The organism is Streptomyces griseocarneus, assembly GCF_014655595.1.
GTDB classification, from domain to species: Bacteria; Actinomycetota; Actinomycetes; order Streptomycetales; family Streptomycetaceae; genus Streptomyces; species Streptomyces griseocarneus.
In genome coordinates, this window is record NZ_BNBL01000006.1 from 305,005 (window position 1) to 319,121 (window position 14,117).

5 protein-coding genes are annotated in these 14,117 nt (G+C 66.9%); 3 read left to right on the forward strand and 2 right to left on the reverse strand.

All coding sequences use genetic code 11. From position 1 onward, the window contains the following. The first annotated feature begins 20 nt into the window (after positions 1-20). Positions 21-1,103 carry a helix-turn-helix domain-containing protein gene (locus tag IE295_RS17955; protein WP_308437404.1) on the forward strand — a complete coding sequence of 361 codons (1,083 nt, stop codon included), beginning with the start codon at positions 21-23 and terminating at the stop codon, positions 1,101-1,103. Between the two features lie 274 nt (positions 1,104-1,377). Then, entirely contained in the window at positions 1,378-2,367 is a 990-nt protein-coding gene (locus tag IE295_RS17960) for a malate dehydrogenase (RefSeq protein WP_190064667.1), read from the forward strand. Between the two features lie 88 nt (positions 2,368-2,455). On the opposite strand, the gene IE295_RS17965 is transcribed toward IE295_RS17960, so the two are convergent. Together IE295_RS17965 and IE295_RS17970 are read right to left on the reverse strand one after the other, a co-directional pair. Further along, positions 2,456-2,923 (reverse strand): hypothetical protein, encoded by a 468-nt coding sequence (locus IE295_RS17965; RefSeq protein WP_190064668.1) that lies wholly within the window; start codon positions 2,921-2,923, stop codon positions 2,456-2,458. Further along, the gene (locus IE295_RS17970) at positions 2,924-8,776 is read right to left on the reverse strand and encodes an RHS repeat domain-containing protein (RefSeq protein ID WP_224323098.1); all 5,853 of its coding nucleotides are present in this window, start codon (positions 8,774-8,776) and stop codon (positions 2,924-2,926) included. An 848-nt stretch (positions 8,777-9,624) separates the two neighbouring features. Between IE295_RS17970 and IE295_RS17975 the strand changes: the two genes are divergently transcribed. Beyond that, on the forward strand, positions 9,625-14,013 hold the full coding sequence (locus tag IE295_RS17975) for an FG-GAP-like repeat-containing protein (RefSeq protein ID WP_224323122.1): 4,389 nt from the start codon (positions 9,625-9,627) through the stop codon (positions 14,011-14,013). Positions 14,014-14,117: the final 104 nt, after the last annotated feature.

A 14,117-nucleotide genomic window follows, 5' to 3' on the forward strand; every position in this document is an offset into this window, starting at 1 on the left:
CGGAAGAACTCGATCCGCAGGTGCGCGAGTTCGCCGAACAATTGCGCAGACTCGTCGAGCGCAGCGGTCTGAGCATCGCCGCCGTCGCGGACCGCACCGGATACAGCAAGACGTCCTGGGAGCGCTATCTCAACGGCCGGCTGCTGCCGCCGCGCGGGGCGGCGGAGGCGCTGGCCGAGGTCACGGGCACCGATGTCGGGCACCTGGGCACGCTGTGGGAGCTGGCCGAACGGTCCTGGAGCCGGTCGGAGCTGCGGCACGACGTGACGATGGAGGCCATCCGGGTCGCCGAGGCCCGGGCCGCGCTGGGCGAGTTCGGCCCCTCGCCCGCCGCCGAGGGGGAGAAGGGCGAGCGGCGGGGTGCGCCGGGCCGGATCCGTACCGCCCTGCGCAGCGAGGGCACCCCGCCCAAGGAGCCGGCGGACGAGCCGGCGGGCCGGCCGGCGGGCGAGCCGGCGGCGCCCCGGGAGCCCGCCGCGTCCATCACCGGCCTGCCCAAGGCGCCGGGTTCGCGCGACGTACGGGACAAGGCGATCCCCCTCCAGTCCCCCAAGGGCCCCCGCAGCCCCCGCCGTAACACCCTGCTCTTCGCCGTGGGCGCCGTCGGCGCCCTCTTCGTCATCGCCGCCGCCGTGCTGCTGCTCGGCGCGAACGACGAGAGCAGGACGGCGCAGGGGACGGTCGCCACGCCGGCCGCGACCAGCCCCGCGTCCCAGGCGCCCGAGGGTGTGAAGTGCGCGGGGAACGACTGCGCGGGCAAGGACCCGGAGACCATGGGCTGCGGCGGCCGGCACGCCACCACCGCCGGCTCCGCGACGGTCGGCGCCTCCTATCTGGAGGTGCGCTACAGCAAGGTCTGCGGCGCCGCCTGGGCCCGCATCACCCAGGCCGTCCCGGGGGACACCCTGCGCATAAGCGGCACGGGCGCCCAGGCGCGCTCCGAGAGCGGCACGGTCGACCGGGGCGCCGACGGGCACACCCGCATGATCGCCGTCGCGGACTCGCACCAGGCGTCGGCGTGCGCGGAGCTGATGTCCGGCCGCAAGGGCTGCACGCTGCCGCGCCCGGCGGCCCGCCCGGCCCAGCCGGGGCCCACCGGCTGAGCGTGGCGCCCGCGTCGGGCCGTTGCGCCGGGCCGCGTCCGGCGGCGTCCGCCGCCGGACGGGAAGACGGACGGGAAGACGGACGGGAACGGGCGGGAACGGGCGGCGGTGAGGCGGCGGTGAGGCGGTGCGGGTGGACGGTGAGGCGTCCCACACCGGGTCGGGGGTCGGCGGCGTGCCCCGTCGGATAGCCTGAGCCCCGATCTCTTGACACCAAGAGAGATCGACGCACATGGGCAGGGACACCCACCTCAGTTCGCAGCAGGAGATCGCCATGACCCGCACTCCCGTCAATGTCACCGTCACCGGCGCGGCCGGTCAGATCGGCTACGCGCTGCTCTTCCGCATCGCCTCCGGTCACCTTCTCGGCGCGGACGTGCCGGTCAAGCTGCGCCTGCTGGAGATCCCGCAGGGCCTGAAGGCCGCCGAGGGCACCGCCATGGAGCTCGACGACTGCGCCTTCCCGCTGCTGCGCGGCATCGACATCACCGACGACCCGAACGTGGGCTTCGACGGTGCCAACGTCGCGCTGCTGGTCGGCGCCCGCCCGCGCACCAAGGGCATGGAGCGCGGTGACCTGCTCGAGGCCAACGGTGGCATCTTCAAGCCGCAGGGCAAGGCCATCAACGACCACGCCGCGGACGACATCAAGGTCCTCGTCGTCGGCAACCCGGCCAACACCAACGCCCTGATCGCCCAGGCCGCCGCCCCGGACGTGCCGGCCGAGCGCTTCACCGCGATGACCCGCCTGGACCACAACCGCGCGCTCTCGCAGCTCTCGAAGAAGACCGGTGTCCCGGTCTCCGAGATCAAGAAGCTGACGATCTGGGGCAACCACTCCGCCACCCAGTACCCGGACGTCTTCCACGCCGAGGTCGCCGGCAAGAACGCCGCCGAGGTCGTGAACGACGAGCAGTGGCTCGCCGACACCTTCATCCCGACCGTCGCCAAGCGCGGCGCCGCGATCATCGAGGCCCGTGGCGCGTCCTCGGCCGCCTCCGCCGCCAACGCCGCCATCGACCACGTCCACACCTGGGTCAACGGCACCGCCGAGGGCGACTGGACCTCCATGGGCATCCCCTCGGACGGCTCCTACGGCGTCCCGCAGGGCCTCATCTCCTCCTTCCCCGTCACCTGCAAGGACGGCAAGTACGAGATCGTCCAGGGCCTGGAGATCAACGACTTCTCCCGCACCCGCATCGACGCCTCGGTCCAGGAGCTCGCGGAGGAGCGCGACGCCGTCCGCGCCCTCGGCCTCATCTGATCCTCGTTTGATCGGATTGTCCGACCGTACGCGAACGCCCCCCGACAGCCAGGCGGCTGTCGGGGGGCGTTCGCGTGTGGCGGGCTGATCAGCCCCCGGCTGACGTTTCCCCAGCATCGTTGCTGATTAGATCCGGCAGCAACGGCACCGGCATCAGACAGGCAGCGAACACGACCTGAGCACCAGCCTGAAGCCAGAACATTATGGGGATGTCCGCGAACCACAGGGGCCATGTCGGGAGGAGAAGAAGAAAGGCCATCATGACTCTGAAACCGTGGGGATCCTTCTCCCGGCGGACCAGTCCGGCGAGGAGGATGAGCAGCAATGACGGAATGCCGATGATGATCAGCATGCCCACGCCGAGTTCGAGGTAGGACAGCACTGATTCCCAGAAGGGCAGCCTACCGAACGAGTTCGACGCAGGATCCAGCTCCCTGGGTGCGGCGATACCTATGACCACCCAAGCCGCAGCGAAGACGAGTACATAGGAGAGGGCGCAGCCTGACAATCTCCGAAGAACGATTCTCAATCGATCCCAGTGAGGGTTGCTACCCATCTACCGACACCCTCCAGTGCAGCGCCCGTCGGTCCAGGAGCGTTCGATCGATTGATAGGGGCCGCCCTTCACAGGTGCTGAATCCAGACCGTTCCTGTGAGCCATGCTGTCTGTGGCTATTACCTTTGGTGCGCCATTTCTCGAATACTGGATCACTTCCATGTCGGGGTAGGCGTCGCCGCTGCGACTGACGCTGACGGACGAACCCCTTGCGGAGACAGACAGTTCGTTATCGACTGCGAAGAGTGGCATCAGGCTGTTCACTCCATGGACTCCGAGTTTTAGTTCGTCCGACGAAGAGCCGTCCATGTTGATCACATTGTTGCGCCCTGTCGTATCGCCGGGCCACCCATTGACCTTGATGCCATTCGCAGGGATCATCCGCCCTGGGTCTGCGTGACGCCCGAATCTGGCTCGCATGTATGCCTCGTTTCCGGGACGGGTATGGGACGGGGCAACGGTGAAGGAAACCCGCCCTGTTTCGGTGTCCCAGACCACCACCATGCGGTAAGGTGCGTCGGGGTCGTCCGTGAAGCTGCGGTTGTCGCCTTGAAGTAGACCGAGTGCCGCTTTCGGCGTGTTGATGAAGAAGCGCACCATGATGATGCCTCGGTCCTGGCCCTTCCCCACCCCGAAGAATTTCCGCTGCGCCCCGGTCGGCTGCCGTCCGAAGCCCGTCTCATAGGCGGCGTGATACGTGCTGCCGCTGCCGCGGCTGGACCAGTAGGGGTTCGAGACCGCCGTCGACTCGCCCCATGCGACGTTCGCGTCCGACCCGCACCCACCCGGGCACCCGTGGCTCGGGGAGTACCCGTAGCACGGCCCCTCCGTCCCGCATCCGCCCGGAATCAGGCCGGTGGGGTCGGACGAGGTGGCGGGGTTGTTGTTCGCGTACGAGTAACCATTGGCCTGCTGGGGGTCGGTCAGGTCCATGAGCGGGTCGACGCTGATGAAGCGGCCGATCGATGGATCGTACTCGCGGGCACCGAGGTGGGTCAGGCCGGTGTCGTTGTCGGTCGTTCCGCCGACGAAACCCTTGTCGCCGTTCCAGTCGGCGGGCCGGGCACCGCGTGGGGAGCCGAAGAGCGATGTCCTGCGACGGTTGACCGCCAGGCTGTCGGCATCGATCTGGTTGGTCGCGGTGCCGTGGTCGTCCGCCAAGAGGAAGGTCAGTTTTTTGCCTGTGCGCAGGGCAATGGTCTTGTCGCCACTGCTGTAGTAGCGCGTTCCGGTCACCGTCCCCGACGAGGCCAGCTGAAGTTCCGTGCCTCCGGGGAGGTAGAGAGTGGTGCCCGCCGAATCCTTGCGGAGCAGCCGGGCGCCGTCGGCGTCGTAGATGTTCTTCGTCGAGCTGTTGCCCTGGGCCACGGAGGCAAGGCGGCCCTCCGGATCCCAGTCCAGCTTCTGGGCAGGGTTCTTGCCGACCCTGCGGCCGGTGGTGTTGCCGGCCTGGTCGTAGGTGTACGACTCGTCCGACGGCCCACCGGGTCCGGTCTGACTGACCGAGGGCAGGTCGTGCTTGCCCGTGGCCGGCGAAGCATAGGTGCGGGTGATGTCACCGGTGGGTCCCGAGGCCGTCTTGTGCTGGACCTCCGCCCTGCGGTTGCCGACGGCGTCGTAGGTGAAGGACGACCAGTACGCGTCGGGGCCGCCGATAGTCGTGCCGGAGGGGCCTGCGGCGCACTTGTCCGTCGTCGTCCAGGCCTCGGTAATGCGCTTGAGGGCGTCTGTGGTGAAGCACTGGGTGTCGGTGGTCCGGTCCGCGTCCTGCCCGGTGCCCGTCGCGATCGATGTCACGTTGCCCGCGGGGTCGTACGCGTACCGGGTCTCCTCCACGCGCTGGGGCGCCGTGTCGCGGTCGGTCGTGGTGTGGGTCAGCAGGTCCGTGTGCTCGTCGTATTCGTAGGTGTTGTAGAGGCGCTTGCCGAAGTCTCCGTACTCCTCACGGGCGATGCGCCCGTAGTGGTCGTAGGTCGTGGCGGAGACGAGCGGGTCGGTACCCGCCGCGAGTGACACAGGCAGGCCCGCGTTGTACGTGTAGCCGGGCGTCAGGTCTTCCTGCGGCAGGTCTCCGGCGGCGGGCTGACGGGTCCATTTGACCTGGCCGGTGTGGTAGTAGGACACGGACCACTTGTACGTGCCGGCCAGCGCTCCCTCCCGGTCCGGAATGGTGACCTCGGACAGGGACGGCTTGTAGAGGCTGCTGTAGGCAGTGGTCCTGCTGACATATGCCGCACCATCCGCGTAGCGCGTGGCGCTGGCCGGCTGGCCCTTGCCGCCGGCCGCCGTGTCGTACGTCCACTCCGCCAGCTTGGTCGTGCCCTGGGACAGGGCTGTACGGCGCCCGAGGGCGTCGTAGTCGGTGTGCAGCGTGACGCCGCGCGCGTCCTTCACGTCGGTGGTTCGGTCGCCCTTGTCGTAGGTGGTGTCCAGAGCGCCCTTGTCCGGGTCGTCGGTGTGCACCTTGCGGCCGCGCACGTCGTAGCCGTACTTCCAGGTGGCCCCGGACGCGTCGGTGACCCGCGCCAGGCGGCCGAGCCTGTCGTAGTCGTACGTCGTGGACTGGGACTTCTGCCGATCCGCGTCGGTGTATTGCTTCAGTTCGGTCATGTGGCCGCGGGCGTCGGCGACCTTGGTCGTCGCCGTACCTCCCCGGGGCGGTACGACGGTGGTGGTGTCGCCGGTGTAGCTGGTGGTGGTCCGCTTGGTCTCGTCACCGAACCTGCGGGAGATCACGGCCGTGGGCCGTCCCGCTCCGTCGAACTCCGTGTCGGTGGAGGACGGGTACGTGGTCTCCTCGCCGGTCACCAGGACCGGCTCGGCCTTGCCCTCGGCGTAGTACTTGCCCGAGCTGCGCCAGGCCTGGCCCCGGCTGTCGTAGAACGTCTCGGTGAGGAGCCGGCCGGAGTTGTCGGGTGACGTCGCCTGGGTCTGCCGGGTGCGCAACAGCCCGTCGTAGAGCGTGTACGAGACCTGGTGGACGTTGTTGTGGTTGAGGGTCGTCGTGGTGACCACGATCGGCCCGTCGTTGCGGATCAGGTAGTCGAAGGCGTAGCTGGGGGAGTCCGGGTTGGCGGACGCAGGTCGGGCGGGGGTCCATACCTTTGTCACCCGGCCCAGCGGGTCGTACGTCGTCGTGGTGACCCGGCCGTTGGCGTCGGAGCTCTCCGTCGGCTGTCCACGCAGGGCGTCCAGGGTCGTGGTGACCCGGTGCCCGAGCGGGTTGACGACGACCATCTTCGTCGCCGGTTCGCCGGCGGCCGGGGTGTACTCCGTGGTCGCGGTCCTGCCGTAGGCGTCGCTCGAGGCCAGGGCCCGGCCGTAGACATCGAAGCAGAGTTTGTCCTTCGAGGCCCCGCAGGTGCTGGGCGTGCTGCCGGCGGTGTCGTAGCCGTCGCCCTTGCCGTTGATCTTCTCAGTCCGGGAGACGTCACCCCTGACGGGTGCGGCGGTGAGGCTCGCGGAGCCGTCGTAGTAGGTCCGGGTGTCGCCGACGACGTCCCCGGGGCGGTTGGCCGGGGTGCCGCAGGGCACGGCGACGGTCTCGGTGCGGGCGACCTTGTTGAGAAGCCACGCGCTGGTGTTGCGGGCGTACGTGGTGGTCGTGCACTGCTCGTCCCCGGACTTGCCTGTGTCGCCGAGGTCGGACACTTCGGTGACCATGCCGTAGTCGTCGTACGACCGGGAGACCGAAGTCGTCCGCTCGCCCTTGGAGGTGGTGGTCCGGGTCCGCTCCTCCTTGGTGCCCTTCAGATAGGCCTCCAGGTCCGGCAGGCCGGTGCGGGAGCGGGTCGCGGTGGTCGCGGAGCGCCAGGGGGTGTAGGAGGTGGCGGAGACAAGAGGTCCGCCGTCTCCGTTGTACGTGGCCTGTTCGCGTATCATTCCGGCGAACTGATCGCGGTCGGTGACCGCTTCACCTGCCGAATCCTTCACGTCCTTGCCGTCGATGCCCCGGAAGTAGCGCCCTTCCGTGAGCGTGCGGGATGTGCCGGACCCCGTGCGGACCTGAACGCGGCCGTAGCCGCGGGATATCGAGTAGGTCCGGTCGGACGCCTTGACGATCTCGTCCGTGTTCTTGGCCCACGCCGCGCCGTCGAGGTAGGAGTACTCGGTGACCTTGTCCGGCGTTCCGGCGAGGTTGTCGCCCTCGAGGACCTTGGTGACCACGTAGGAATTGAACCAGTCCTGCTTGGCTGTCTCGCCCTCGTACGCCCATTTCACGGGATAGCAGCCGGTGGTGTTCGAGGCGTCGGCCTTCGGCAGGCTGTTCACGGTGCAGTCGGGATCGGAGTAGTTCACCGCGATCGTGCCGCCGGTTTCGGTGGTGACCTGGTAGACGCGCAGCCGGACGAAGGGAGCCAGGCCGTCGCCGAGCTTGTCCACCCGGTTGGGGCGCTGGACACCGGCGAACGTCACCGGGGGCATGGTCTGGCTGCCGCCCGTCTTGCCGGTGCGGGTGATGGACTTGAGCCACATGGGGGTGGAGACGCCGTCACCCGAGGCCGGGAAGTCCTGTTCCAGCGACCAGGAGTCGACGTCCTTGTACGAGCCGCCGGAGAGGACCTTCGTCGTGATGGCGGTCAGTCGCTTGCGGGACCAGAACGTCGGCGAGTACTTGTCCTTGCACTCGTCGTCGCCGTCCTTGCAGTACTGGTCGAAGGGCACGTCCGGCCAGTACTTGGCATTGTCCTGGTTGAACGTGTCGCAGGACTGGAGGCAGCGTTCCTTGACGTCGAACGTGACCTGCCCCATGGCCTTGGACGTGTAGACCGCGTCGGAGCGCAGGCCGTAGTCGATGTGGTCCAGCCAGCCGCCCCGGATGTACGAGGTGGGTGTCGCCTTTCCGGTGGTCTCGGGGGCATTGCGGCCGTAGTTGTTCTTCTCGGTCTTCCAGTGGAACGCCATGGCGTTGCCGTGCGGATCGACGACGTAGTCAAGCTGCCAGCGCCATGCCTGCCGGCACCAGGCGGACGCGAAGGAGGACTTGTAGCAGGGCTCGCCGGACTGGTTGCCGAAGACCGGGACGGTCCATGCCGAGTTGGTCTCGGGGGTGGAGGAGTCCTTCCAGCCCGGGAGGCGGTTCAGGCCGAAGAAGTACTGGGTGCCGTCCGGCGTAGTGATCTTCCAGTGCTCGCCGTCGTCGTCACCGTTGTCGGCACCCGTGAGCTTCTCGATCTTCTCGCCGGAGTCGGAGACCGGGTGCCAGCCCTTGTCCTTGTCGTGGACCAGTTCGGTGGTTCTGCCGCCCAGCGACAGGGTGGCGTTGTCGCTGTACCAGCACAGGTCGCCGACCCTGGCCTTGTTGGTGCCGCCTTCCTTGTCGTCGTTGCATGCCCTGTACCGGCGTTCGATGAAGCCCGGCTCCCAGGACCAGCCGTCTCCGATCCAGCTCGCCTGGTTGTTGGAGGCCGCAGTGCGGCCGTCCACGCTCTGGGAGGAATAGCCGAGGGACACCGTGGGCTGCAGACTGCCGGGGACAGCGGGGACGCCGATGGGGTAGGCCCAGTTGAAGCCGCCGGATGAACCGCCGCTCGTCCATGAGCCCGAGGGCTCGAGGGACGTGGCCTTGAAGTCGCCTGAGGAACCCTGGGTCTCCGCAGTGGCGGCGAGCACGGTGGCCCCGGCACCTGCGACCACGCCGTGCCCACGGTCTCCCGACGAGCGTGGCGCGATGTCGACAGTGGCGGTGAGTTTGCCGGACCGGGTGTCGTTTGTTGTCGCCAGTGGCTTGCGTACCTGGCATGCGGAGCTGCCGGGAGTGGTGAGGGCGCACGCCGGGAGTTCGACGAGCCGGAGGCGGGACGCCCAGTCGCCTCCGTAGGCGTTGCGGAACGACGCGTAGTCCACGGTCACTCGTAAGCGCTGAGACCCGGTGTCCGCGCCGTCCGAGCGGGCGAGCGACAGCAGGAGTCCCTCGACGCCGGCTTTGCGTGCTGCGGCCCGGTCTGCGACCGAGACCTTGACCTTCGCGGGCGTATCGGATGCGCGTGGAGCGGGGGGATCCACGGGCGTGACAGCCACGGGAAGCGGACCTGTCCGGTCCAGTGTTCCTCTGGAAGGTAATGCACCGAGACCGCTTCCAGTCAGCCCTGATGATTTTCCGCCACTGGAATCTCTTATTCCGGAGTTCAGGATGACTTCGGCGCTGCCGGCCGAGGGCCAGAATGCCTGGGGTGCTTTCCAGCGGTGTGCGGCCTCGTCAGCGCGCTTGGAACCCCCTGTCGTGACTCGCTTGACGGGCAGGGGCTTCGGTTGCTTGACCGATGGAAGGCCCGGTCTGGAATGTGTCATTGCCGCGTCCGCTGCCTGGACCGGCAGCGTTCCCGCGAGCGCTGCGACAGCCATCGTGGCTGTCAGCCAGCGCTTTGATAAATGGAACACGCCCCACCTCTTGTGTATTTCCGAAAAAGACCGGCGCACAGTAACAGCGCCGCCGAGAGGCGGTCATCCCCTGAGTCGTCTTGAGTGTCTGCCTTTATGTAGCTATTGTGTGCAATTTGTCCGTACATGTGCTGCAGGTTCTGCGCCAACTTTGACCCTGAGTGAGAAGAATGGCTGAAAGGTGATCAAGTGGAGATTGTGTGCAGCGCATATTGGTGCGCTGCAGATTTTTTCGACTCTCCGGGAAGGGGAATCCAGTGCTCACCAGGACTGGTAAGAGATGGCCGGGGCGCCGACGGCGAAGAACCGTCGTGGCGGCCATGGTGTTAGCCGGGGGGCTCACTGCCCAGAGCGCCGTCGTGCAATCGGCGGTCGCGATTCCGCTTTCACCCGCAGAGCGTGCTTCCGATGCTCCTGTTGAGGGGGGCGACGGTTCAGTCAGCGAGGAGGACAAGGCGCTTCAGGAGGCGAAGTCGACCGGGAAGCCGGTGGAACTCGTATCCGCCCGTGCGGAGTCCTCCGACACCTGGGCCAATCCGGACGGCACGTTTTCGGTGCGGCGCTATGGGTCACCCGTGCGTCTGTGGCGTGGAGGGTCCTGGGTGCCGACGGACCCGACGCTGGTCTTCTCCGAGGACGGCGGCGCCGTACCGAAGTCCTCCAACGTGGCGGTCAGGTTCTCCGGAGGTGGCAGCGGGCCGATGCTGTCGGGCGTCAAGGATGGCCGGACGCTGACGCTCTCCTGGCCCACCGCCCTGCCCAAGCCGACTCTGGCCGGGAACGTGGCCACGTACGCCGAGATCCTGCCCGGTGTCGACCTTCAGCTGAAGGCAGAGGTCGAGGGCTTTTCCCAGCTGATCGTCGTCAAGACGGCCGAGGCGGCCAAGAATCCGCAGTTGTCGGCCCTGAAGTTCAAGATGGACACGGTGGGCCTCTCCGTTTCCAAGGATTCGGACACCGGAAGCCTCACCGCGACCAATCCGGCTGGGCAGACGGTCTTCAGCAGCCCGACTCCCCTGATGTGGGATTCCAGTACGACCACCGGGGTCGCATCGTTAAGAAAACGGCTGCCGCGTGCCGTCGGCGGAGTCGGGACGGATCCTGGCGATGTCTTCGAGCCCGCCCCGGGTTCCAAGGACGCACCCATGCCCACCGCTGTGAACGGCGACACCCTCCAGATCACCCCGGACCAGAAACTGCTCAACGGCGCGCAGACCAAGTACCCGGTCTATATCGATCCGTCCTGGGCGTGGGGACAACGGGAGAACTGGGCGCGGGTTTACCGAAAATACCCGGACAGCTCCTTCTGGAACGCCAAGGAAGTGGCCCGGGTCGGGTACGAGAACGAGACAGACGGACTTTCCCGGTCCTTCTTTCAGATGAGTACGAGCGACATCAAGGGGGCGACCGTTCTCGATGCCACGTTCCGCATCAAGAACGTCTGGTCGTGGTCGTGTAACGCCCGTCCCGTCGAGCTGTGGCACACCGGTCCCATTTCCAGCAGCACCACCTGGAACCGGCAGCCGTCGAAGCTGTCCAAACTGGATACGGTGAACGCTGCCAAGGGCTGGCAGGGCAGCACCGACTGCCCGGCCGGCAACCTCGAGTTCAATGTGAAGGGCAAGATCCGGGACGCGGCCGCCAAGAGGTGGTCGAACGTCACCTTCGGCATGTACGCATCGGACGAGGGGGACACCTTCGGCTGGAAGAAGTTCGACGCCAAGACCGCCACACTCGAGGTCAAGTACAACCATCCCCCGAACACCCCTAACAAGCTCGGGACGAACCCCAGGACCTCCTGCGACAAGGGCGGCTATATCGGAAACACCCAGGTCAGTCTGTATGCCACGGTCGACGACCCGGACGCCGGAAATCTGACCGCCCAGTTCCAGGTGTTCGCGGCAGGCTCCAGCACTCCGCTGATGGACGAGTCGCGCGACGCGGCCAAGGGGCGCACGGTCACCTTCTCACTGCCGGACTCGAAGACTGCGACGGGTGACTACCAGTGGAGGGTACGGGCCAAGGACGCTGACGGCTCCTACTCCTCATGGAGTGCCACCTGCAAGTTCTCGGTGGACCGGAGCAGGCCCTCCAACCCGCCGGTGATCAGCTCCGCCGAGTTCCCGTCCGGTGAGAGCGGCTGGCCTGCCAGGACCGGCAAGGCACGGACCATCGGTCACTTCACGCTCTCACCGAACGGCGCCAACGACGTTGTGCAGTACGGCTGGTACACGGATTACGATCCGGCCGTCAAATACATCGACGTCTCCTCGGTGACATCCTCCCCACCGTCGTTCAAGCCGCCGGGCTACGGCCCGCACTTCATCCACGCCTTCAGCGTGGACAAGGCGCGAAACCGTTCCGACACCGCCACCTACGTCTACTACGCGGCACGATCGTCGGAGCGCGACGGCCCGAGCGATGTCAACGGTGATGCGAACGGTGACATCTGGAGCGTCGATTCCAACGGCACGTTGCTCACCTATGCGGGGCAGGGAAACGGTCAGTTCTCGTCCGCCACGAACGGCGGCCAGTCGTTCGAGAACGCCCAGGTAGCGTTCCGTGGCGACTGGGGAGGCGACGGATACACCGACCTCGTCGCCCTGGAGTACGACACGGAGGCCAAGCGCAATCGCCTTTGGGTCTATCCCAACAATGGCTTGGGTATCGCCACTGTCGATTACAACGACGGAAAACGGCAGCTGCAGGTGGCCTGCGCGGACAAGACACCGGGAAGCGACGATGACCCGGCCGGGTGCGCGACCGGCGACGACCACTGGCGGGATGCCGACCAGGTCATCGCTCCAGGCGACATCAACGGTGACGGAAAGCCCGACCTCCTGGTCAAGGAGGGCAAGCTCCTGTGGGCCTACTACGGTGACCGCGCCTCGAAGTTCCTGGACAAGGTCGAGTTGCCCGTGCTGATCGGCGGCACCGACTGGGAGAAGTTCACCGTCATCGCACCGGGTGACCTCAACGGCGACGGCCTTGCGGACCTGTGGTTGCGGGAGAACTCCACCGGCGATGTCTACCGCACCCTCGGCAAGGAGGGTGAGAAGAAGGGTGTCCTCAATCCCGCCACCTGGGGAACGGTCAGCCGGGTGAAGATCGGCTACGGGGTGCCTGCCGCCGACTATCCGGTGATCGGCTCGTCCGGGGACGTGACAGGCGACGGCGTGCCGGACCTGTGGGCCCGTAAGCCCGACAACACCATGGTGGGGTGGGCGGGGAAGAAGACGGGAGCCGATTTCACAGGCTTCGTCACCGGCGTCCTGATCGACGGTGCGATGGGGGGTTCCCGCATACCGGCGGGAACCACGATCAAAGCCGGCCAGACCTTCACCTCGCGATCCGCCAAACTGACCATGCAGAACGACGGCAATCTCGTCATCACGTCCAACGCCGGGAAGCAGCTGTGGTCCACGGGCACGGGCAAGAATCCCGGTGCCAACGCCGTCATGCAGGCCGACGGCAGCCTGAAGGTGTACAAGGCCGACGGCAGCACGGTCCTGTGGGAGAGCAAGACCTCGGCCCCGGGCGGATACGCCCTGCTCCAGGACCACGGCAATTTCGTGATCTACAACGTCAAGGGTCAGTCGCAATGGACCAGCGGTACTGCCGTCCGGCACGACTACAACGGTGACGGCCGCAGCGACCTGGCGAACTGGTACGCCGCCGCCGACGGCCGCGACGTCATGAACACCTTCCTGACCGGCTCCGACGGTGCGTTCAAGGCACCCAATGCCGGGTACACCGCCTCCGCGGGCGCCTGGGACGTGTCGGGTATGGCGTTCGTCACCGGCGACTTCAACGGTGACGGCCGAGGAGACGTCGTGGCGCTGCGCAATTACTACGACGGAAAGGAGAAGCTCTTCACCTTCCTGGGCAAGGCGGACGGCGGCTTCGCAGCTCCCTTCACCTCCTGGTCCACGTCGTCGGGCTGGTACTTCGACCGGATCCACCTCCAGGCAGGTGACTTCAACGGCGATGGACGTGACGACATCGGTGTCTGGTACAGCGCGAGTGACGGATCGGATCGCCTCTGGACGTTCACGGCCGACGTCCGGGGCGGGTTCAACGATCCCTTCAACTCCTACATCGCGCCCGACGGCGCATGGGACGAGGCGCGCCTCAAGTTCGCCACCGGCGATTTCAACGGTGACGGACGTGATGACCTGGCGGCTCTGGCGCGGCTCTCCGACGGCACGATGAAGGTGCACACGTTCCGGACCGATTCCGGAGGCGGCTTCACCGATCCCGTGGTTTCGTGGACGGGCTCCAAGGCAGACTGGGGATCATGGGATCGTTTTCGCCTCCAGTCCGGCGATTTCAACGGTGACGGGCGTGACGACCTCGCCTACTGGTACGACTTCGTCGACGGTCATGTGTCCCTGTCCACCATGACCAGCACGAGTTCATCGACAGTGACCTTCGGCAACCCGGTCAGCTCCTGGGAGGCCCCGGCGGACAAGTTCTACACCAAGCGCATGCACATGGTGACCGGCGACTACGACGGTGACGGGCGCGACGACGTCGGGGCGCTGTACGGGATGGGGGACGGCAGCATTCGCATGTTCACCTGGACCGCCAAGCCGGACGGCCGCTTCAACGACGAGACCGCTGGGTGGAGTACGGGCCGGGACTACTGGACGTGGGCCAGGTCGCGCGAGATCAACAGCTACACCAGTGATCTGAGGACTCTTCGGTAGGACCTCGGGCACCCCCGGCCGGTGGCCGGGGGTGCTTCCGTTTTCGTTCGATCGAGTCGTGTACGAGCGGGGTCGTGGAAACCCCATGTGGCTTATTCTGAGTT